General features: G+C 45.9%; 20 protein-coding genes. 6 read left to right on the forward strand and 14 right to left on the reverse strand.

The features are described 5' to 3' along the window. The first annotated feature begins 17 nt into the window (after positions 1 to 17). Entirely contained in the window at positions 18 to 1,880 is a 1,863-nt protein-coding gene (locus DQX04_RS10050; RefSeq protein ID WP_111915800.1) for a M48 family metallopeptidase, read from the forward strand. Here DQX04_RS10050 and DQX04_RS10055 read toward each other — a convergent pair. Then, entirely contained in the window at positions 1,855 to 2,766 is a 912-nt protein-coding gene (locus DQX04_RS10055; RefSeq protein WP_111915801.1) for an alpha/beta fold hydrolase, read from the reverse strand. The genes DQX04_RS10050 and DQX04_RS10055 overlap by 26 nt on opposite strands. A gap of 42 nt (positions 2,767 to 2,808) precedes the next feature. Here DQX04_RS10055 and DQX04_RS10060 point away from each other — a divergent pair, with 42 nt between their 5' ends. Next, positions 2,809 to 3,564: a ferredoxin--NADP reductase gene (locus DQX04_RS10060; RefSeq protein WP_111915802.1), complete on the forward strand. Its 756-nt coding sequence runs from the start codon at positions 2,809 to 2,811 to the stop codon at positions 3,562 to 3,564. 11 nt (positions 3,565 to 3,575) lie between these two features. Here DQX04_RS10060 and DQX04_RS10065 read toward each other — a convergent pair whose 3' ends face one another. Together DQX04_RS10065 and DQX04_RS10070 are read right to left on the reverse strand one after the other, a co-directional pair. Further along, positions 3,576 to 5,009, reverse strand: a complete 1,434-nt coding sequence (locus DQX04_RS10065; RefSeq protein ID WP_111915803.1) for a PH domain-containing protein — start codon at positions 5,007 to 5,009, stop codon at positions 3,576 to 3,578. Next, positions 5,002 to 5,541, reverse strand: coding sequence for a PH domain-containing protein (locus tag DQX04_RS10070; protein WP_111915804.1), 540 nt, complete (start codon positions 5,539 to 5,541; stop codon positions 5,002 to 5,004). Before DQX04_RS10070 ends, DQX04_RS10065 begins: the two co-directional genes overlap by 8 nt. A gap of 82 nt (positions 5,542 to 5,623) precedes the next feature. On the opposite strand from DQX04_RS10070, the gene DQX04_RS10075 reads away from it, so the two are divergent. After that, positions 5,624 to 6,571, forward strand: coding sequence for an ABC transporter substrate-binding protein (locus DQX04_RS10075; RefSeq protein WP_111915805.1), 948 nt, complete (start codon positions 5,624 to 5,626; stop codon positions 6,569 to 6,571). On the opposite strand, the gene DQX04_RS10080 is transcribed toward DQX04_RS10075, so the two are convergent. Then, the gene (locus DQX04_RS10080; RefSeq protein WP_111915806.1) at positions 6,513 to 7,472 is read right to left on the reverse strand and encodes a RimK family alpha-L-glutamate ligase; all 960 of its coding nucleotides are present in this window, start codon (positions 7,470 to 7,472) and stop codon (positions 6,513 to 6,515) included. The two genes, DQX04_RS10075 and DQX04_RS10080, sit on opposite strands and share 59 nt — an antisense overlap. A gap of 5 nt (positions 7,473 to 7,477) precedes the next feature. Continuing rightward, positions 7,478 to 8,404: a LysR family transcriptional regulator gene (locus DQX04_RS10085; protein WP_111915992.1), complete on the reverse strand. Its 927-nt coding sequence runs from the start codon at positions 8,402 to 8,404 to the stop codon at positions 7,478 to 7,480. Between the two features lie 124 nt (positions 8,405 to 8,528). On the opposite strand from DQX04_RS10085, the gene DQX04_RS10090 reads away from it, so the two are divergent. Together DQX04_RS10090 and DQX04_RS10095 are read left to right on the forward strand one after the other, a co-directional pair. Next, the gene (locus DQX04_RS10090) at positions 8,529 to 9,140 is read left to right on the forward strand and encodes an FMN-dependent NADH-azoreductase (protein WP_111915807.1); all 612 of its coding nucleotides are present in this window, start codon (positions 8,529 to 8,531) and stop codon (positions 9,138 to 9,140) included. A gap of 142 nt (positions 9,141 to 9,282) precedes the next feature. After that, positions 9,283 to 10,788, forward strand: coding sequence for a bifunctional diguanylate cyclase/phosphodiesterase (locus DQX04_RS10095; RefSeq protein ID WP_111915808.1), 1,506 nt, complete (start codon positions 9,283 to 9,285; stop codon positions 10,786 to 10,788). On the opposite strand, the gene DQX04_RS10100 is transcribed toward DQX04_RS10095, so the two are convergent. From DQX04_RS10100 to DQX04_RS10125, 6 genes are all read right to left on the reverse strand, one after another. Then, entirely contained in the window at positions 10,766 to 12,025 is a 1,260-nt protein-coding gene (locus DQX04_RS10100; RefSeq protein WP_207916347.1) for a hypothetical protein, read from the reverse strand. The genes DQX04_RS10095 and DQX04_RS10100 overlap by 23 nt on opposite strands. Next, positions 12,022 to 12,645: a hypothetical protein gene (locus tag DQX04_RS10105; protein ID WP_111915810.1), complete on the reverse strand. Its 624-nt coding sequence runs from the start codon at positions 12,643 to 12,645 to the stop codon at positions 12,022 to 12,024. The genes DQX04_RS10100 and DQX04_RS10105 overlap by 4 nt, the downstream gene beginning before the upstream one ends. Next, entirely contained in the window at positions 12,642 to 16,310 is a 3,669-nt protein-coding gene (locus tag DQX04_RS10110; protein WP_111915811.1) for an ATP-binding protein, read from the reverse strand. Before DQX04_RS10110 ends, DQX04_RS10105 begins: the two co-directional genes overlap by 4 nt. Before the next feature lie 53 nt (positions 16,311 to 16,363). After that, complete coding sequence (locus DQX04_RS10115; protein ID WP_111915812.1) at positions 16,364 to 17,335, reverse strand: META domain-containing protein; 972 nt, start codon at positions 17,333 to 17,335, stop codon at positions 16,364 to 16,366. A gap of 26 nt (positions 17,336 to 17,361) precedes the next feature. Next, positions 17,362 to 18,831, reverse strand: coding sequence for a dGTPase (gene dgt / locus DQX04_RS10120; RefSeq protein WP_111915813.1), 1,470 nt, complete (start codon positions 18,829 to 18,831; stop codon positions 17,362 to 17,364). A gap of 73 nt (positions 18,832 to 18,904) precedes the next feature. Beyond that, positions 18,905 to 19,405 (reverse strand): DUF1543 domain-containing protein, encoded by a 501-nt coding sequence (locus DQX04_RS10125; RefSeq protein WP_111915993.1) that lies wholly within the window; start codon positions 19,403 to 19,405, stop codon positions 18,905 to 18,907. Positions 19,406 to 19,512: 107 nt separating this feature from the next. Here DQX04_RS10125 and DQX04_RS10130 point away from each other — a divergent pair, with 107 nt between their 5' ends. Beyond that, positions 19,513 to 20,994, forward strand: coding sequence for a YdiU family protein (locus tag DQX04_RS10130; RefSeq protein WP_111915814.1), 1,482 nt, complete (start codon positions 19,513 to 19,515; stop codon positions 20,992 to 20,994). Positions 20,995 to 21,016: 22 nt separating this feature from the next. Here the strand turns inward: DQX04_RS10130 and DQX04_RS10135 are convergent, their stop codons facing one another. Genes DQX04_RS10135 through DQX04_RS10145 form a run of 3 tightly spaced genes read right to left on the reverse strand, consistent with a single transcriptional unit; the run spans position 21,017 to position 22,313 of the window. Beyond that, positions 21,017 to 21,343, reverse strand: coding sequence for a YbjQ family protein (locus tag DQX04_RS10135; RefSeq protein ID WP_111915815.1), 327 nt, complete (start codon positions 21,341 to 21,343; stop codon positions 21,017 to 21,019). Further along, a complete protein-coding gene (locus DQX04_RS10140; protein ID WP_111915816.1) occupies positions 21,340 to 21,813 on the reverse strand; it encodes an anti-sigma factor in 474 nt (157 codons plus the stop codon). The genes DQX04_RS10135 and DQX04_RS10140 overlap by 4 nt, the downstream gene beginning before the upstream one ends. Continuing rightward, entirely contained in the window at positions 21,810 to 22,313 is a 504-nt protein-coding gene (locus DQX04_RS10145) for a sigma-70 family RNA polymerase sigma factor (protein WP_165831980.1), read from the reverse strand. The genes DQX04_RS10140 and DQX04_RS10145 overlap by 4 nt, the downstream gene beginning before the upstream one ends. Between the last annotated feature and the right edge of the window lie 186 nt (positions 22,314 to 22,499).

Raw genomic sequence — 22,499 nt, forward strand, 5'->3', positions numbered from 1 at the left:
AATAGAGTTAGGTTCAAATGTCGTCTCAAATGAACTTTTTTGAACACCAAGACATAGCGCGTAGAAATACGCGCTTATTGGTTATTCTTTTTACCATTGCCGTTATCGCTGTAACTACCCTTACAGGCTTAGTTGTTGCCATCGCATTTGGTGGACTTTCAGCCCAAACACAAAGCAAAGCAGCACAAGGCTTTGTAATGCACTGGGACATTTTACTTGCCAGTAGTGGTGTCGTTATTTCTGCCATTGGCCTAGCTGTTGCATTCAAATGGATGATTTTACGCCCCGGCGGAAAAATAGTGGCTGAGAAGCTAGGCGGTCGTCGTTTAAGCCCAGACAGCACTGACCCACTAGAACGTAAAGTACTCAACGTAGTGGAAGAAATGGCCCTTGCCGCTAATATGCCAGTACCTCCGGTTTATTTGCTGGAACATGAACAAGGTATTAACGCGTTTGCCGCAGGCTATAGCCCGAAAGATGCAGTTATAGGATTAACCCGAGGCTGCGTGGAAAATCTTACGCGCTCGCAGTTGCAAGGCGTTGTTGCACACGAGATTGCCCACATTCTAAACGGCGATATGCGAATGAACATTCGCATTATGGCACTTCTAAACGGCATTCTATTTATCTCTCACGCCGGCTATCTCCTGCTTCGTACGGGTATGTTCGCAGGTAATCGCCGCGACAACGGCAAAAACCCATTACCCTTACTCGGCTTAGCACTATTGGTTATTGGTTCAATTGGTGTGCTTTTTGGCAATATTATTAAGGCCGCAGTAAGCCGCCAACGCGAATTCCTTGCCGACGCTTCTGCCGTGCAATTCACGCGTGAGCCCGAAGGTATAGGCGGTGCATTGCAACAAATCGGAGCCTTACAAAGTGGTAGCCGTGTTGAAAGCAAAAACGCTAGTGAAGCCTCGCACTTGTTTTTTGGGCAAGCCATCAGTAAGGCCATGTCTATTTTCGCAACGCACCCGCCATTGGAGCAGCGTATAAAGCGCGTTCTGCCGCAATGGGACGGTAAGTTTGAAGCGAACCCGCCCACCCAGAAGGGTAATGAGCCAAGTGAATCTGCGAAACAACAGGCACAAGGTAATTCAGCACAAGACAACTTAAACCGTACGTTAGGTATGCTCGCCATGCTGCCCGAGTCGTTGCGCCAAGAAGCTCGTAAACCTTCTCATGCACAGTCGTTCATTTACGCCTTGTTGCTAAGCGACGATGCAAGTAAACGCAGAATCCAAGTTGAGCACTTAGCGGCTGAGCGCGTTGGTTCGTCTGTTATCGAGCAAATGCAAAACGATTATGAGCAACTCGGGTCGGTTTCCACTACTGAGCGGTTGCCCCTTATCGAACTCACCATGCCAACGTTGAAAGGCTTAAGCAAAGAAGATAAGCAAACCATTTTAAAACATGCACGACAGCTTCCGGAAATCGGTGGTGCTGTTAGCTTGTATGAATGGTGTTTAAGCCAAATGGTGGTTCGTTATTTATCAGCAGACTTAAAGCCTAATCCGCACGTAGGCGGCGTAAAACAAAATGCAAAAGACGACTTAGCACTTACGCTGAGTGTTCTAGCGCAGTTTGGTCACAGTGACGCGAAAGAAACACAACATGCGTTTAATCAAGCCTGTGCAAGCTTTGGTGCGGAATTAGCACTTACGCCTGCCAACGCACTGAACTTCTCGCATTTAGACGAAGCGCTTACCCGTATAGATAAGTGGAGCGCTAAGAACAAAGAGCGATTAGTGAATGCGTGGATAGCGTGTATCGAAGCTGACAATGAAGTAACAGATGTGGAGTATAAGCTTATTTATACACTAGCAAACTGTATTAGTGAGCCACTTCCCGAGCTTAACTTGTCACCTGCAAAGTCTTAACGATTTCCTGAGCGATAAATTGAGGGTGTTGCTGCATAAAGCAATGCCCTCCTTCCACTGAAACAATCCTCGTTTGCGGCTTTACCTTCTTCCATTTGCGCATGGAGCGCCACAAAAATGGATACGTATCCTCACCTACGAAAATGTCTACCGGCGACTTAACTCGGGGAATTAACGACCATATTTTTAAGAAATAACTACTGAAAATTTCAGCTTCGCGGCTGGGTTTGCATTTCAAATGCCACTCGCCATTGTCCATTTGCTCCAACCCATGTTGTACAAAAGCCTCCATGGCCTCAGGCGTCCAGCCTTTATGCATACCTCTATTGTTTAACGCTTGTAGTGCATCTTGTTGAGAAGGCCAAGAGGCACGACGTCTGCCTGCGCGCTTCGCATGAGGATTTTTGTGGTAAACCTTCAGCCAAGAGAGCGTTTTCAAGAAAAGCACCATAGCCGGTGGCATCACAATAGGATCTAGCAACATTAAACGGGAGAACATATCGGGGTATTGAGCCTGAATAGCCGTGGTAAGTACGCCACCAAAGCTATGCCCCATACCAATCACCTCGGGCATTTCACCTTGTTGCTGAAAACGAGGTTTGTGTGCTCTCCAAACCTCAACAGCAAGCTCTGCACTTCGCTCCCAGCCCACAAAATATTCACCATGGTCGCTATCACCGTGTCCCTGCGCGTCGTGTAGGAAAATATCAAAGTGATGTTGTAATTCATGCCATAGCGGAGCGTAAATCAGTCCGCAATAACTATTGCCATGAATAAAGTGAAGTATGGGCAAACCTCGAGGCGTGGTGTGCTGACCTCGAAGTGTAAATCCTTCGCGGGTTCTCCATTCCCATGTTTGCCATTCAACTTGCGCGCGATCCGTCATACAATATGTACTTCCACTAAATATGATTAAGGTTGAGTTTACATGCCGGGCTGGATTGAAGGTACCGTAGTTGAGAAAAAGTTTTGGAATCCGCACCTGCTTACTTTGTCGTTAGAAGTTGAGCCTCTCGACTTCACTCCGGGACAATTCGTTCGAATAGCATTACCGGTTACCTCAGAACAAGAACGACCTGTATTCAGAGCTTACTCACTGGTCAACTCACCCAACTCAAATATCTTAGAATTCGTCATTGCGGTTGTGCCCGACGGTGAAGTTACGCCTCAATTAGCAGCCCTTGAAGTGGGCGCCCAGCTCATAGTAGCCCAGCCCGTCGGCGGCTTTTTCACCTTAAACGACGTACCACAAGCGAAAAGCCTATGGATGATGAGCACTGGCACTGGATTAGGACCTTATCTCAGTATGCTGAGTTCTGAAGCACCATGGCAAAACTTTGAAAAAGTAGTGCTCGTACATGCGGTAAGGACACAGCAAGACTTATGCTACGCCGAAAAAATCTCAGGTTGGAAGCAACAGTATCCAGAGCAATTTGTATTTCAACCGGTCGTAAGCAGAGAAGCAATATCAGGGGCGCTGCAAGGTAGAATTCCAGGGCTCATTGAAAGCGGTGCATTAGAGCAGCAAACTCAAGTTCAGCTCGACCAAAGCGCACAAATAATGCTGTGTGGTAATCCACACATGATTAAAGACACTCGAGAAACATTAGAACAGCGAGGGTTAACTCTAAACACTCGCCGTAAACCCGGTAATGTCACCATCGAACAATACTGGAAAGGGTAGTCAGACTACCCTTACATCCAACGTAACTGACAAGTTCTGGTCTGGGTAACAAAGGTTGCTCCAATGCGTTTTGCTTCAACTTCAGGAATATCGCTGAGATGATAAGTAATTGAAGCACTTTTAATCGTTAAAGTTCCTACGTTAAATAGCCTTTGTAGTGGACCTTGACGCCAAACAATAGACTGCATTTTCGCAAGGGGCATATAGCGCAATGTGGTACCAATAAGACCTCTACGGGTCACCAACCATTGCTCAGTAATATGCCAACTTCTGCGAAGCCAAAAGCCAATACTTAGGGCATACAACCCGATGAAAACCAATATAGAACTCCACCATGGCCAAAAGATTGCAGTCAGGCCCGAGATGAAAAATAGAAAACTAAAGGTCGCTACTGGGTGAAACCTATTCCACTCAGTGACTTGTGGTAAACGCAGGTCAGCTTCTACGCGCGCTCTATTTTCCGAAGTGAGTGAGGGAATGGTGAATCGTTCTTTCTTTTGACCGATACCACCGGCTTGCGCCAACTCTATATTAACCCTTCCTAAGGCTCTCGCCACCCAGCCTTGGCGCGCAGTTACACCTTGCAATTTTCGAGCGCTAAAACCTCTATTTAACGTGCTCAATAATCCGGCTTCATAATGATAACGCTGACCAGCTCTCGATAACCGATAGCCATAATACTTGTTCACCGCGAACAGAATTGAACCCAGCATCACCACAACGATGACCGCGACCGTTAAACCGATGGCAATAAGAATTGCGGTTGTACGGTCGGGAAACTGCCCAAAGAAAGCTTCGGCTTTTCCTTCAATCCAGTCGCGAATTGCGTCGTTGGAATTTAGGAATGCAACCAACAAACCCAAAACTATAAAAGGGTTTTGCATTAAGCCAATACGCCAAACATCCCTGTTGGTTAAAGCCAAGCTAAAGTCTGAAGACTTGTTTGACGAGCTGCCTGAATTCTCTGCATGATCAGAATTCGCAGTTTCGCTATCTGTTGAGCTTACCCGAGCCTGCAAAGACAAGGCTTGCTCTAACGTTAATCCTACTAGCTCAACCTCACTTCCTTTCGCACCTGCACTTTCTAAGCGAACCACCCGCAAATTGAACGGCCGCAAATACCAAGGAAATTGAATGTCTGCTTGTTGAATGCGCTCGTACTCTAAGTTGAGTTCGCTACGATTAAACACGCCCCGACGAACCGAGACTCGGGAGTCTGAAACCTGATAAGTAAACCGCAAGAACGTAAGTACTACCATAACCAAGAACAAAGCTAGCAGTACTAATAAAATAAGAGGCACATACTCCCTTACTGGTTTCACAAAAACCCAAATACTGACTAAGCCCGGTAACATTTGGTACCCGTGCTTCACTGTGTTCTTAATGCCGGAAAGAAAGAAGAAAATAAGTGACACTACCGGCAAACGGTGCCATTCGTTATTCATCTACTTGCTCTCCAACTTCTGAAATAACATCATCAGAAAGCTGCTCTGCACGAACACGCTCAACAATGGTGCGCTTTAAATTCTCGGCGTCGTCTTCAGGTAACCCCGGCAGGCTGAGGTCTGCTCCCTGACCACCGGCGGTATAAAGCATGAGCCGGCTAATACCCAGCCAACGCTCAATTGGGCCACGAGCGAGTTCTATGTGCTGTAGACGATTAAAAGTCACAGTCACTTCCTTATGCCATAGCGCGCCAACACGAAATCCGGTTTCATCATCTGCTACATAATACTGGGTAACGGCGTAACGGCGCGGCACCCAGAAAATAATGAGTACGAGCCACAATACAAGCAGAGCAGCTATTACCGCATGAGGAATCCAGTTTGGTAACGGAATAGGGGAAACTCTAACGGCTACCGCTACAGCGATAAATATAAAAAGCGTAATCGAGGTATGTATACGTAAATAGGTTTTATACGCTGGAGCAACCGCTTGATAGTCGCTCGACTGCGTGTTCAGTAGGGCTTCGTTCATATTATTCTTTTTATATCCTCAATTATGTTTTGGATCTTGCAAACTACTTGCGCTTTTCTAACCTTATTATTACATTGAACACATGACCATACGACAACACATTTATAGTGTAATCATTTGTTTCGCAGGCCTACTTTCTTGCGCCGTAAGTGCTCAAGAAGACCCAGCTAGCGCACAAAAAATAGACGCTATTACTTGGGCGATTAATAGCGCCCCGCCTTTTCATGTTTTGTCAGGCCCGCTCGTGAATCAGGGCATGTGCGACGAATTAACACACGCCTTTGAACGCGCACTTCCAAATACCGAATTTAGTACGGTTTTTATGCCTCAAGCGCGCATAGGTATAGAGTTTGAACGCAATGCAAACCTTTGCTTTCCCTGTATGATTTACAATCCAGGTCAACACGATCGCGTATATTTTACCGAACCCACGCATTGGTACCCGCCGCACGGTGTAATTACTACGCACGAACTTGCGGCTGAACTTACTGAACAGTTTGGCAACCCTATTGAGCTCAGCGCACTTTTAGAGAGCGAGCAGTACTATTTAGCTTATCCTCATGGCCGTAAATTTGGGGACTTGCAGCCCATTTTAGAATCTCACTCCAGTCAAAATAGTTATCGCATTGTACGCACCGGAGACAACGCACCTACCGCCATTTTAGCCATGATCAGGGCAAACCGTGTTCACTACACTATCGACTATCCGATCTTGGTTGAATACGACAAGCAAACCGCAGAGTCAGATATGGCTTTTATTCCCATTGCAGAAAATCAAAACTCAGTGGTCATAGGAGCCATCGGCTGCACGAAAAACGCATGGGGTGAACGCGCTGTGCAACACCTGAATAGAGGATTGCCCGCCATTCGGAATGACGAGCAATTTATGGCTAGGTTAGCTATGTATTACAACAATATTCCAGACTACTTTGAGCGTTACGAACAGCTTATTCGTCAACACCAGAGAGAAACTAGCCCTCAGACTTCGCCAGACCGATCAGATAATCAGCCAGAGCTCCCATCCCTGTAGTCTCTATACCTGCCGCACGCTCTGCGTCTTGGTTGTAATTGGTATTGGTATTTACGTCGTACACGTACAGGTCTCCCTGCTCGTCTTCAATAACTTCAATACCCGCCACGTCTATGCGCGCGTTGTGCATAAAGTCATGTAGCTTGGTGAGAATTAAATAGTTGTCGAACCGGTTGGTAATCGTGAATTTTGACGGTGTATTGCTCGTGCTATCCGAACCAGCACCCACAGGGCAAGCTTGATCGTCTATTGCACAAACATCAGCAGGACATAACTCGAATCCTTCCGAAGTGTCTACGTCCACCGCATAAACAAAATTCCGCCCCACAAATTCACAGCGCGTTATACGGTTATCTTTGGGTTTTATATATTCTTGCAGTAACCATAAACCGTCTAAAGGCTCAGCGTAGTCATCACTGCTTAGGTAGGTTTTTAGCCCTTCAATATCATCAAACTTCAAAACGCCAAGGCCCTTACCACCACGGTTAGGCTTTAAAATAAGAGGCCACTGCTGAAAGTCTTCAGCGGCAGTAATGACGCGAGACTTACCGCTGACAGCTCGAGTACGAGGTACTTTAACACCCGCTTCACGCAAGGCGGCGTATTGAGATATTTTACACACTTCAAGGTATAAAGCTTCTGTACCATTAACCACTTCCACCGGGTGCTCTTCAAGCCATGTTAATGCTGCCCGTGTTAGTTCTGGTGAGAAACGATGCCCTCGGGTATGCGAAGAAGCACTCATTCGATTGTAATAAACTGCGTCTTTTGGAACGCTATCGAGTGCAACTACCCCTTCATGAATAAACCATTCGCTAAAAGAGCAGCCTCGCTTTTCAAATTCCGCGTACAAAGGCTCTAACCATTCTTTATTCTCATGAATTACGATAATTTCTTTCATAAAACTCAACTCAAGGTTCTGTGAATACCTACGGCACCTGCGGCGTCGGGTAGCTTCTCAACTAAAAACTCAATTAAACTTCGCACTGCGGGTAACATACCCCTTCTAGACGGGTAAACCAAATGCATAATACCCGTGGGAAGTCGCCATTCAGGCAGCACGCGCTTTAAAACACCTTTTGCCTCTTCTTCTTGGCATAAATAGTTCGGTAAAGATACCACACCGAGTTTTTCACTCGCTGCGGCTTTGAGCATCCACATATCGTCGGTAATTAAACTTGCTTGGTAACGAACTACATATTTCTCTCCAGAGCTATGACTAAGTTGCCATTGATATCGACCAGAAGACTGATGCATGGATAAGCACGGCCATGTGACCAAGTCTGCGGGGTGACTGGGCCTTCCCATCGACATAATAAACTCTGGATGCGCAAACAACGACGACGGAGAAGCAATAATACGACGAGCAATAAGTGCTGAGTCTTCTATCGTAGGCCGAACACGAAGCGCAATATCGATATGATCTTCAATTAAGTTCACCGGCTGATTCGTGGTAATTAAATCTATGGAAACCTGTGGGTACATCGCCATAAATTCAGGTAATACTTGCACCAGCAAACTCTGGCTAATTGCGTAAGGACAACTCACCCGTATACGACCCGACGGCTTTTCTTTCGCCACTTGGGTGACAAGCTCAGCCGCATTGGCAGCGTCTGACAAAGATTTGCAGTGGATAAGCACCTCTCTGCCAATGTCAGTTAACTCAAGCTTGCGCGTTGTACGGTGAATAAGGCGAACACCTAAATGCTCTTCAAGTTGGGAAATACGGCGGCTTAATGTCGACTTCGGCATATTCAGGCTGCGTGCCGCTGCACTAATACTTCCGGCCTCAACGACCTGTGCAAACAAAGCAAAGTTAGTTAGGTCCTGCATAACAAAGGGCACTCTATTGTTCCATTTATGAAACAGTAAATTCCAAAAACACCATCTAGTCAAATATATGGAACAAATTAAAATACACCCATCGGAATTTCAAATTCATAAAGAGGTGATTAATATGAAAATCCTAAAAATCGATTCAGGACTATTTGTTGAACAGTCAGTTAGCCGTCAACTCACTGACAAGGTTGTAGCACAACTTAGCCGTACCAATTCTGATGCGGAAGTTATTACACGAGACGTAGTTGCAGAGCCTATCTCTCACCTAGACGCCAACATTCTAATGGCGGGTGGTGTTGAAGAAGCGGAGCGCACTGAACTTCAGAAACAAGAACTAGCGATGAGCGAAACACTGCTTGAAGAGATCTTTGCTGCAGACGTGCTCGTTATTGGTGCTCCTATGTATAACTTCACGGTTCCTTCACAGTTAAAAGCGTGGATTGACCGAATCGCTCAGGCAGGGAAAACCTTCCGCTACACCGAAAATGGTGCAGAAGGTCTGCTAAAAGGTAAGAAAGCGATTATCGCTTCTGCACGTGGCGGTATTTACTCTGAAGGTGCAGCAGCTGCTTTAGAACACCAAGAAAGCTACCTTACTGGCGTACTTAACTTTATTGGCATTACTGACGTCAGCATAGTTCGTGCTGAAGGCGTAGCGATTAGCGAAGACGCTAAACAAGCAGCCATCGGTAACGCAGAAGAAGACATTAAAGCGTTAAGCGCCGCTTAATCATAGCGCTTACCCTTAGCTGCCTCGCACCTTCCCCCCTTGCGAGGCAGCTTTTTTATTTTTCAAAAACAAAGCTTTATATTTTGAACAATACCCAATCTTTGCTACATTCAAGAATGTTTTAATGCAAGGATAGGCCTCCATGTCACCGCGACGCATTGCACTTCGTATCACATTGATTTACGTCACATTTGGCGTGCTCTGGATATTATTCTCAGACAGTATTGTCGCGTCATTTGTGAGTGATGTTGAGACTTTATCTAAAGTGCAAACCTACAAAGGCTGGTTCTACGTTTTACTCACTGGTGTTTTATTCTTTTTTCTTACCTATGGAAGTTTAAAGTATCAACAAACATTGAGTGAGCGCGACTCATTGACCGGGTTACTCAACCGCCATATGTTTCGTAACCACTTAGAACAATTAATAAAAAGACTTGGTGGGCAAAATGGCCACTGCACTCTGGTACTCATCAACCTCGACAATTTTAGACAGGTCAACAATACCGCTGGGCAGCAAATTGGCGACAACATTCTTCAACAAGTCGCTCAGTCTTTGAAAGAACAATTCTCCGATTCAGCGCTGCTCGGTCGCTTCGCGGGCGACGAGTTTGCTATTGCCATCTCCGAAGATCAAAAAATTGATGTTTTTGAAAGCCTACAAACTCTCCAGTCCAACTTAGAAAAGCTTACCGTTCCGGCTTCACCTGATTTAACTGTCTCTGCCCGCATAGGTATCGCTACATTTCCAGAAGATGGCTCTTCATTAAAGTCGCTAGTAACCGCAGCCACTCTTGCTCTAGAGGAAGCAAAGGTTTTAGGTGCCGGACAAATACGGGTGTATAGCCACCGTTATGGTGAAGAGGCGCAAAGCCGGCTAGAAATGCTTGCAGAGCTACGAACAGCAATAAGCGAGGAGAAGCTTTCGGTAGTCTATCAGCCTCAATTTAATCTAAGTTCACGAGAAATTACTGGCGTCGAGGTTTTGGTTCGCTGGCACCGCGAACGTAAAACAAGCGTGCGACCAGACGTCTTTATACCTCTTGCTGAGCAGTCTGGGCTTGTTCACCCCATTACTGATTTTGTCTGCAAACAAGCAATTCAAGAACTTAAGAAATATGACCTACTAGGGAAGGCAAAAGCTATTCCAAAGGTTTCTATCAATATTTCAGCGCGAGACTTCGACCATATAACCGGTGCGGACCGTTTTTTTGAACGCTTCTCTTATTTAGAAGGAGATTGGTCAACCATTCAGTTAGAAATTACTGAAACAGCGTTAATGGAAAATTTTGAGCAAGCTTTACCGTTGCTACACCAGATTCGCGACAAGGGTATTCGTATTTCTATCGACGACTTCGGTACGGGATATTCCTCGCTAAGTGTGCTCCGCAAGTTACCTGTGCGCGAACTGAAAATCGACCGCAGTTTCACCCAGGAAATCACCGAAAACGAGAATGATCTACAACTCGTCAAAGCTATTATTGCCATGGCTCGCTCGTTGAATATTAAAACTCTGGCTGAGGGAGTAGAAACAACAGAGCAAGCATTAAAGCTGAAAGAGTTAGAGTGTGAGGAAATACAAGGTTTCCTAATGTCGCCACCACTTAACATTGAGCAGCTTGTGGAGTTTATTGAGCGCCATCAGCCATAAACTGTAACTCAATATCTTTCACTAATTGAACTTGGTTAAAGTAAGACATTGGCGTTTCACTGTAAGTTAAACGGAACAGCTTGCGTTCTTCGATCGGAAGTCCTTGATACTCAGAAATCACCTGATACAGCCATATTTCACCATCCCAATCTAAACCCTGTTGCGCGAGATAGTCGAGTGCCCGAACAGGCTTTCCTTTTCCAGCAGCTAACACAGACAAATAGAACGACTCGACATCTTGCTTTAGTCGCTCTTGTTTCACCTGCAGAGCAGCGGTTTCGCCATGCGCTATTGCAGTAGGCTTCGTTCGCACTTCTTGCAGACGCTTTATCCGCGTGGGCCGCACAGGAGTTTCATTAACCAACTCTGCCATAGCTTCGGCGTCTGTGGCGCGGTCTATAGCAACTGAAACCGCAGGTACCAATGGTTTCGCTTGATTCAGTAGGTCAGGCAATGACGCTCGCCAGCTGTAGTCACCCGGTTCGAAGTCTGGATGTTGTCGCAAGTACGCTGCCATTCCCGCAACCAATAGCGAGCGTTCTTGCTGTGCACGAAAACGCGTAAGCAACTCGGTCATGCGCTCTTGCACGGCAAGCAAGCTCGCATGGTGCACACTTAGCTTTTGATTCAGGTACACCACCAATAACTTACGCAATTCACTGCTTGTTCCGGCAAGCGTAATCATTTCGTCAACACGCACGAGTTCCAAGCCTTCAAGTAAGCGATGTATTTGCTTGTGCGCAAGCTCGTTTTCCCGAATCTTGTCCGTCAAGCTAGCAACGAAACCAAAGTGTGAGTTTAAGCGTTGCCATAGGCTATCAATGGCTTCCTCAAATTGTCCGGTAAGGTCGTATACAGCCTCGGTAAGGAGCTGTAACTGTAAATCAGCGTAACTATAATTACCTTTGTGCTGAGCTTCCGTATAGCTTATTGCTGTCGCTTCAATACGGTCGAGTTCACCACTCACATCAGCGTGCGCTTGTCGCCTGCTTTCGTCGGCAATTAAGCCCGCGATCATATTGGCGATTTGCGGGCGCAGCTTTAGACCATAAGCATCGTCAGGTCGCCATAAAATTCGCGCTTGAATAAGCTTTTGTAAAACACGCTCACCTACGGCGGCTTCGTCGAACTCCCCCCGAATGTAGGCATCCATAAGTAGCTCGGCATGGTTACCTAACAATTTGAGGCGCTCGCCACCTAACTCCAGCATTTTTTGGTTTTGTAAGCCAGAGCTCACGACCATAGCTCCTCTTGCGTAGAACTTTCTTCCACCGGAAGGTTCTCTTCGTCTTTAATAAAGCGCACTAATTCAATTAAGTAGTCTACTTTTCCGGTAGCAATGTAATACTGGCGATCGGCATGAGGCTGAGTTAAATACCCATGTTCTTTCAGGCGCTTAAATACCGTTTTCGCTTGCGCATCCAGCTGCTCTGCCTGGGAGTTAAAGAACTTGTCAGCGGCAAGTTGACCAAATCGCTGTCGAAGCCCTTGGTGGTCTTCGGTTTTCTGCACAAACTCATGCAATTTGATCGTGTCACCCGGGGCGATGGTTCCGTCTTTACCTAACGACTCCTGAACAATTTGCATCCAGTCTAGCAATGGCAATAGTGCATGCATGGTGGTAGAAAACTGTTGCTTTAATTGCTCTCTAATTTCAGGTGTTAACTCATTCCAGGCCAAGAAATACACCGCACCATCTTCACTTTGCGCAACGCGTCGATTCAAAGGACGCAAGTATTCATCAATTACATTTCTCACGTCATCTTGTGCAAGCTTTTGGTGCATTTCTGGCGCAGTCACTTCACACACGAACTGTCCAGACAAGAGGTACTCCACTAAAGATCCATAAGGCATCATGCTTCTACCTCCTGTCTCGCTTGCTTAAGCTTTTGACTTAGTTTCGACACGCGGGGTTCAATACGTTTCAGGACACGCTTACTGCTGTCAGCACCGTCTACTTCAATTAAATAACGATGTTTGAATAACATGAGTACGTCGGACTCCGGATTAGGGAACGCACCCACAATATCAATTTTGTTTTTGTCGCAAGCAGCGAAAAGTCGTTCCACATTGTGGTACGCCAAGGTACCAATTTCGTCAATTGGCCAATGAATTCGTGTGTCGGCTTCGCCTTTCAGTAAGCGCGTGAATGCGAGTAAGTATTTGCACAAAATAAGGTACGCCATACCATGGCTAGACGACTCAAGTAATTGACGGTCGTTGCGAATAACGAGGTCTGTGCCACCCTCTCGCAAATGCAGCTCAATGCGAAGTAAAGACTCTAATGCATACTCCTGATCTGCGCGCAGCATTTCCGCTACCTCTGCCAGGCTGTCCATATAAGCTTGGCTCGGTAAACTTTGTCCCGAATCACGCCAAGCCTGAATATGTTTCGCACATCGTTTCAATGGCTCCCAGAATCCAAGCTCATCTATAGTCGACGAAATTCGTACTTCCGACTTCTCAACTTCATCAAGCTCTAAGTCGTCTCTCACCGCCTGGCTTAGTCTACGACTGAACTGCTCAACACGGTGGTTAATGTCTTCAAAAATAGCGAAGAAGTTCAGTAGAGCATTACCAATAGTACGACCTTGCTCGACCACTTGTGTTTGTTGGTCGCGAAGTAGTGTTAACAAGCCACCTAACACGCCATACACATCATGGCCTACGAGAGAGTCTTCCAGCCCACCAAGCTGCTGCTCGATGGTATCTAAAAAGTCTGGTGTTGCGTCTTTACGAAGCGCACTCTCAAACTGTTCTAACCGCGCTTTAAGCTGTCTTTCCACTCTGTCGCGGGTAGCTAAACCTTCTGAGCAACGGTGTACACGCTCTTCAACACTTAACTGGTCATATTTCGTTTTATTAGGATGCTCTGCCACAGGTAAGTTATGGAGCTGCGACATGAATGGCGTAACAGAGTTAAGAAGGTTTTCTGCATCTTTCTTAGTTTGCTTGCTCTCTTGTAACCGCTGTTGAATTTGCAGCAAGCTGTCTTTACTGCTTGCTACAACCTTCTCTAACTCTCTTTTATTTGCTCGTAAAGACTGCTGCAACTCACGCTCTCGGTTCAACATTTCAGGGCGAGTTTTCTCGTAATCTTCAGCCATAAACAATTGAAAAGCTCTTAAAACGTCGTGCTTTCCTTCCAACTGCCTAATTTTCTGCTGCAATGCTTCTTTTTCTTCTTTGAGCTTTGCCAGCTTTTTCTTGTCGATACCTTGTTGCGCCAGCTCGTCACCAAAGTCGACTTCTAATGCCTTAACTTTCGCTTCAACGTCACTGCGCTTCTCGTCAATTTGCGTTTCTAGCTGCTGCCGCTTGTCATCGTACTCAGCAAGCTTCTCTTGTGCGTCTGCAGTTAACTCTAGTAGCTGGGCTTCCAAGCCATGACGTCTTTCTGCCAACTCTTCATCTTTTGCACTGCGAAGCTCTACCAGCTGCTTCTCGAGCTTTTGCAGCTCACTCGCCGCCGACTTGTTTCTTTGTTTCGCGTTCAGCTCTAATTCTTGCACAAGCCGTTGTTTACTCTCACGCGCGTAATTCCGTTCTTGCTCAAGTTTCTTCACCTGATGTTTAGCGGTAGTTTGCGCTTCCTGCTTTTCCTTATACTTTGCATGAGTACTCGCCAGCTCTGCTTCTGCTTCCTTTACCTGCTTTTCGGCTTGCTCACGCTGCTCTTGCGCATGCTCCAGCTGCTTACCAAGCTCGGCTTCAGCTTGCGCAAATGGCTGCGCATCGACACTGTCTAAATTCAGTTCAATATCAAGGATCTGGTTCGCGGCTTTCTTGGCTAATTTCGGCTGTAGATCTGTCCGTGCTAGTAGGTTTTCTGCGAGAACCTTACCTACGCCTTGGTGCCAATCCTTAACTTCGTTGTTCAGAAAAAACCTCAAGCTACGCTCGTCAGGATTCGCTTGTGCCTGCAATGCACTCTCATGTTGCTGCGCTGAATTGAATGTTTTACGAGCATTTGCCAACGCGGCGTCTGCGTTACTTTGCTGCTCACTCAGTCTTTGTAATGCCCGTTCATGGTCGCTCAATACCTCGCGGGCACTATCGAGATCATTTTGAATCGTTTCAATACGAGCTTCATATTCTGCTATTTGTAACTGCTCATCGGCACTTAAATTCGCCGCTTCAGAAGTGACCTTCAAACGCAATAAGCGCTCATTCAGCGCTTCAATTTCAGACTGCAGCTGACCTTGCAGCTCTTGCTGTTCTCGCTCAAATTTCTGCTTAATATTCGACTGCTCAGACTCAAGTTTGCGCTTCTCTTCACGTTGCTGCTCATCTACACCCCGAATTTGCGTCTGATTCCTCTTCACCAGTCGGTCCAGTGACTCTCTTAGCTTGAGTTTTTGCTGATCTAACGCTTGTTGCTGACTCGCATGAGCATCAACTAACAGTTGGTAGCTTTCTTGGGTTTCTTCTAAAGATTCACGAAGGTCGGGTAACGACTCATAATCTCGAGCAATGGCACTCATGTCTTGCTCAACAAAATCGTCGTATTGACGTTGATTACGATCAAGCCATCGCTCTGTTTCTTCAAGCTTGAGCTCATCGGTCGTTATTTTCTGGCTGAGTTCCGACTTTTTCTCGTCAAAATTATCTCTAAAGCTTTCACGCTCTTTTTCTAACCCAGACACAAGCGCTTCGGCTTCAGCAATCTGTGTTTTTAAGTCGTTCGCATCATCTTCTAATAAGGGTTTCAGTTGCCATAGTTCCGACAAGTTGTCTTGCGACTCGGTCACCAAGTCACCCATAGCTTGATATTGCTTTTCTAAGCTGGAAAGGCCTTTAAACAACCGCATTTGCTGTAGCCACTGACGAATTTTAGTGGCCTTTATAGCTTGGGTCGGTTGGTGATTCCCTTCTTCTTCTAAAATGGTTGCTAACATGGTGCGAAGGGTGTCCATTTTCCCTTCCTTCGCATGAACAGCACTCACCAATTTCTCAATATGGCGTAACTTCTGAGGGCTTTTGCACAGGGCAAACCTAGCTGCCGTTTGGCGCATTTTCAAGTTGTCACGACTTTGCCCTCGCATCATCGTAAAGTCATTCTGAATAATGGCTTTATATTCGCTAGTTGCCGTTATTTTGGACGTCGCTTTGCAATCTTGTTCCTGTAATCGAGCAAGCCAATCACTTTGACTCACGCCAACCGCGCCCTTCTTGCTTTCACTCAATAATTGTTCAGGACTGTATGGCGCAGGAACAAAGCGATACTCAACACCGCCGTCATTCTTACGAGTTAAAACCACCTGACACATATTGCCATGGCCATTTTCATACTCGTAAACCAAATAACTGTTGTCGAATGGAAGATAAAATTCATCGAACTTCTTGCGGGTTTTGGGCACCACTCGGTTTGGCTGTTCACCATAAAATACCGGGATAAGACGCTGCAAAGTGGTTTTACCCGAAGCATTGGTACCACATATATTGGCATGACCGTCTAGGTTAAGCTCTACCACGCCTGGTAAATGCGTATGAATGAGAATAATGCGTTTTAACTGAGCCATGCCAATACGTTCCTAGTTGTTTTCAAGTTACTACGGCTGCTTGTTGTCGTTCATTACAGCGCAAAAGCACGAATCGAACCGTCGCGGCCACGCAGAATAAGCGCGCCAACACTGTCTATTTCAATACCAATTACACGTTCAAGTTGTTGCATGTAAAGCTGTTCAATGCGACCAACTTCGGTCATACAAGCTCTTCGTGTCATGCCTAACTGGCCAAGTTCTAACCCCTCTCCAGAGAAGCGATACTCACCAAAGAAACGGTTACAACCTGTTTGCCCAACCACGCGACCATCGGGGAGGAATGAAATCGTAGCAATCACGCTACCTGTGCTATTGCCATTGATTTCACTTACATGCCATTCCACACCCTGAAGCATGCGCTGCGTGTCGCCACCACAACCTTTTACCGACTGCTGGCCAATGGTTCCTTCTACTTCGTATGGGAAGGGCAAACCAGTCATCGAGTCATGGCAGACACGACGCGTAATATTTAACGCTAAAGAGCCGTCGGCCGTGTTCGAGGTTAAGACATGCTGAGAGCGAAAAGGCTGCTCAAGTTGAATTCTGCTCACAGACTGAGTACTTGGTGTTTGATACTCTAGCGAGCCTTGTGCAAAACGAATACTCCAAAAAGGCTCATTGCCACGCGCTTCAAAGTTAGGCGGTAGCTTCCCCTGAACATAACATGTCGGTAATGCCTGACCTTCAAGCGTCAGCGTTGCTTCATCACCTTTATTCCAAAACTCTGTTGTACCGTCTTGCGAACGGTAAAGTGCACCTGAAGCAGACTCTACACTTGCCAGAGAAATAACTTGGTCACGAACGAATAACTCCATAGACGAGCGACCTGCCGTAGAAGACACCGGAAGCCTTGCACAAAACCAATCTTGTGTTTGTGTATTACTTGGCACCGCAGGTGGGCGCTCAATAGACTGAGCAGAACTTTGTTCTGTGGTCGTTTGGCAAGCACTCATAAGTACGGCAAGTGCCGCTGCGCTTAGCATTTTCAAGCTTATCTGCTTCATTGTTCTACTCCATTATGATTCTTAAATTAAGATACTGCACCTGCAGACAAAGTTCTGTATTCGTCCAACGCGAATTGGTCAGTCATGCCACTCACCATATCTTGCAATAGCCGGCAGCGACAATACATCTCCCATACTTCAGGGTCGTCATGTTTCTTGTTTTTCATTTCCACATAAGCTTTCACGTGCTTATTCGGCAAGCGATTGAATAGACGACTCTCGCGCAGCGGCTTATTTTTGGCATTGCTGTCTAAAAGTAGTGTGAAGTCCTTCTCGCTGAGCTCTAACAGAGGCGCATAGTGTTCTAATACACCCGTTAATATTTGATACCCCTGCAACTCTAGCGTTTCTACTTCCGGGGTAGAGAAAATATGCCGTCTAGCAACTTTTTTTAGCGTTTCAATAACGGCATGCTCTGGCGAGCCGTCTTCGAGTAATGCGCGGTTCAAGGAACCGTCAAAAACTTCTTCAATATGACCCACAAATTCTTTCGCAGCATGGTGTACCAGTGGATAAATCAGTAGTACTCGCAATTTAATGAAGAAAACGTGCGACTTATTAATGCTTTCTTGCTGCGCGGCCTCTAACGCTTGCTGCACAATGTCATTGAAGCTCAAACCATTGAAGTGTCGTGCATTGGGGTCTTGCTTGCATTGCTTCTGAAACTCTTCGCTAAGCAGTTTTACCAGTTCTTTCAGCGTCAATAAGTCTTTGTCGACCCCGTCTTCGATATCTGCGAGGCAGTAGGAAATATCATCTGCCGCTTCCATAACATAGGTCAAAGGAAAGCGATGTCCTGGGTCGATATCTAAGGCCTTCAGCAATGCTTTCACATATTCTTTTTCTGAATAGTAGAAACCCGGCTTTTTCTTCAAATAATCGAACGGATCGCCATCTTTTGGTTTAGCCTCGCTCGCAGCACGGGTGTATTTCAAAACACAGGCAGCTTGCGCGTACGTTAAATTCAACCGCTGTAGGTTTGCAATCAAACGTATTGCTTGGGCGTTTCCCTCAAAGTTAGCAAGTTCAATTTTAAATAACTGGGAATTAGATGTGTCTTTTTTAAAAGCCTTTAGGTACTTTACTTTTTTCTCGAACCACTGAGAAATCGCCGCTTCACCAAAATGACCAAACGGCGGGTTACCCATGTCGTGCATTAGGCAAGCCATTTCTACCAACGATTCAAATTCGCGATTCAGGTTCTTTAAACCATATTGCTCTAGCGCACCCTCTGTTTTCTGAAGCTCTCGAAAGATTTGCTGGCTAATGAATCGCCCAGTTTGTTGGACTTCTAAAGAGTGTGTCAGCCGGCTACGTACCGCCGCATTACGTTCTAGTGGAAATACTTGTGTTTTCTGCTGCAACCTTCTGATGGCCGCTGAATTAATAATACGCCCACGATCACTTTCAAATGCACGCAACAAGCTGCCATCACCGTCAAAGTCATTTGAGGCTACTGGACGTGTTGCGGTTATTTTTTTGGAAAAGTCTGTCATGTTGTTTTAGGCGTAAACTTATTTATTTTTATAATTTTAGTATACCCTAGCTGTAGATCAGCACCAATGCTCGTTATGCAATCACTTCATAACCCGACCAATCCGGCACAAGGTCTTGTGTATTTCCGTCTTTGTGCAAGTGAACATGCCAGCCTTCCAGCATATCTACCGTAAGTAAGTCGTCTAGTGCGTACAAGTTGTCTTTATGAGGCATATTTGTGCCCAGCATCAGTCGCTGCTTACCCAACGCTTTTGCTTCCTCAACCGAACGCGCCACGCACACCATAAACTCATGGGCTTCGGCTAATTGACCTTGCTTGTACCCACCAAAGTTTACGAAATAGAGTCTTTCGCTTTGCTCGCTAGGGTCGCTTTTTAATTCAATCTTGTATCCATCAACATGATGAAGTTGCACATAGCTATCTAAATGCAAACCTTTTTGCGTACCAAACCATTGCTTTCGAAGCTGTGGATAACAGTCTTCTATCGTTTCACCGACCACAAAACGTACGTCGTGCAGTTCTATGTTGGCTTGAGGCGCAGAACCACCCAAGTACACTAAAAACAACTTCATCAGTTTAAGTCTCATTTTTTCATTATTCAGGCATGTTAAACTAAGGCATTCCTTTCTTTAAGGAAAGAACTTAAAGAGAGAGCAAAGAGGAAGAGCTAGGAGCAATCATGTCGCAACAGGCGCGCTTTTTGAATTTGTCGTCGTTTTTCTGGCAGCCATGCCAACCTACGCCAGTGAAAGCACCACAATGGATGGTATGGAACCAAGACCTAGCTCAACAACTTAAGTTACCCGAAGAGCTCCAATATCAACATCGAGAAAGCCAAGCCTTAGACATTCTTGCAGGTAACCAAGAACTTCCTATATGCACAGCATTCGCAGCCACTTATGCCGGCCATCAATTCGGCTATTTTAATCCACAGTTAGGCGACGGTCGCGCTATCACCTTGGGCGAGGTTAAAGACAGCCACGGTGATTATTGGGAGTTGCAGCTTAAAGGCGCAGGGAAGACCCCTTATTCACGCTCAGGAGACGGACGCTCTCCTATTGGGCCCGTTATTCGAGAGTACTTGCTCAGCGAATATATGCATAAAGTAGGAGTTCCAACAACCCGTGCTCTTGCCGCTGTTGCCACTGGTGATTGGGTATATCGTGAAGACCCCGAGCCTGGAGCTATATTAACTCGCATGGCGCAAAGCCATCTGCGGGTAGGAAGCTTTCAATATGCTGCTGCGCATGGTGGTGCAGAGAAAACCCAAGAACTCGTCGAGTTTGTCATTCAGCATTATTTCCCCCAGCTCCAGCATGCCCCTTTTCCCGCGTTAGCGTTACTTGATGAAGTTGTGAACAAACAAGCTCAGCTAATCGCGCACTGGATGCAAATTGGCTTTATTCACGGTGTAATGAATACCGACAACATGAGCATTTTAGGCGACACCATAGACTACGGCCCCTGTGCATTTATGGACGACTTCAAAGCGGACCAATTCTATAGCTTTATCGATAAAAATGGACGCTACCGCTACTCGCGCCAGCCCGCTATTGCTCAATGGAACTTATCACGCTTTGCAGAGAGCTTGCTCACTATTCACATCCCGCAACGTGAAAGTCAGGAACAGGCTGTTGATGAACTCAAGAGCGTCATTCAGCAATTCAAGCCAAAATACGAACAAGCTTATTACAGCGGAATGCTTAAAAAGCTGGGAATGCCCGAAGTCGAAACCATTGCTACGCAAGATGTGCAACTTATAGACAATTACTTGTCGTTATTAGAAGCAGACCAACTCGACTACACACGTTCGTTCCTTGCGCTGGAAGCTCTGCTGGAAGAGGGCGAAACAGAAAATCTATTTCCTGCCAACGAAAGCTGGGAAGCATGGTTAAAAGAATGGAAAGAAAGGCTGAAGAACCTTCATATTCGAGAAGAACAGGCCGTGGCGACTATGCAAGCCACTAACCCGTCTGTTATTCCTCGTAACCACCTCATCGCACAAGCTATTGAAGAGGTAGAAAGTTCAGGGTCACTAAAACTGTTTAATCAACTGCAAGAAGTTTTCGCAACCCCATATAACCGCACTTTGGTGAACGATTCATTTGCTCAACCTCCACAACGCGGTCAAGAAATAGAGAATACCTTTTGTGGAACTTAATGGGTTCGCTTATTAGCAAGCATTAGTCTTTGAGCTTAACCGCAGTTCCGAACACTAAGATTTCTGCTGCGGACTGAGCCACTACGGACGTAGCAAAGCGAACACCAACAATTGCATCAGCTCCAAGATCTCGAGCTTCGTCAATCATTCGGTCAATCGACTGCTCACGCGCCTCAGCCATAAGCTTAGTATAGTCGTGTAGCTCTCCACCCACTATATTTTTTAAACCCGCAAGAATATCTCTACCCACATGGCGCGCACGAATCGTGTTACCGCGAACAATACCCAAAGTTTCCTCAATGTCCTTACCGGCAATTGTTTCCGTTGTACTAATCATAACGTGGCTCATAATTTCACCTTTCTATATTTATCTGTTTTTAAACTTTTAATACGTTGTCTTAAAACCATTACAAAGAGACCTGCAAAACCTAGGTATAACGCAGCAATCGAGGCGCGTAACCATACCGGTTGCGAAGTGTCTTGCCATAACGCTAAACCAAGCTCCCAAATGGCATAGCCACCCACAACTAACGCTCCTAAAATCACGAGCAACCAAGCAGTTGTGCCTAGCCATTTCGAAGGCTTGTCGTTTAATAATTTGTCGAGCTGCTCAATTTCGGCTGCTGTATGACCCGACTGCTCATGTAATGTCTCTTTTAAATCTGTATGCACGGTTTCAAGCTCCGCTAGTAGGGCTGAACATTTTTCACAACGCTTAAGGTGTAACGCTACGCGCTGCGACTCTGACTGCGACAACTCGTCGTCCAAAAAGCCGGACAATAGAGGTTCTATCGCTTCACATTGAATGGCTTTACTCATACCTCACCTCGCTCATTTTCCAAACCTTGTAACTTTTTACGCAGTGCCATTCGAGCTCTGTGCAATCTAGACATTACCGTGCCTCGCTCTATCCTTAGCACTTTTGCAATATCGTCGTAAGCCAACTCATTAAGCTCTCGCAACACCAGTATTTCTCGCATGTCTATAGGCAGCGCTGTTAACGCTTGATGCACCCTTTGCTTTCGCGAATCCTGAAGCCAGCTCTGCTCTGGTGAGCAATCCACTTCCACGTCAGTATTCTGCTCGCTGTCCGCAAACTTCTTTTGGCCGCGTAAAACATCTATACAAGCATTTCTCACTACCTTAAGAAGCCATGCTCGTTGAGCTTTGGCTTCGTTAGGAAGGCGAACATTCTGAAAGCTTTTCAAGTAGGCGGTTTGCACAATATCCGCAGCCTCGTCTGACCCATTCAATATTTGACGAGCCAGCGCTAAAGCGCCCGGATACCATTGCAACCACGGATGTTGATCTGATTTCAAAATGTCACCTCAATTTTCTGTGAGTATGTAATAAACGAGCGAGCTGAACGATTTATTCCATATTTTTGAAAGTATCTGTCATTTTTTGGTCAACTTCTTGTTGAAAAATGGGTTTTAGCTATAATTGTTAAATTATTTTAAACAAAACTACGCTACTTGACGGTAGTGTGAAAAGAACAATGTCAG

The organism is Aliidiomarina sp. B3213 (genome assembly GCF_003290085.1).
GTDB lineage: Bacteria > Pseudomonadota > Gammaproteobacteria > Enterobacterales > Alteromonadaceae > Aliidiomarina.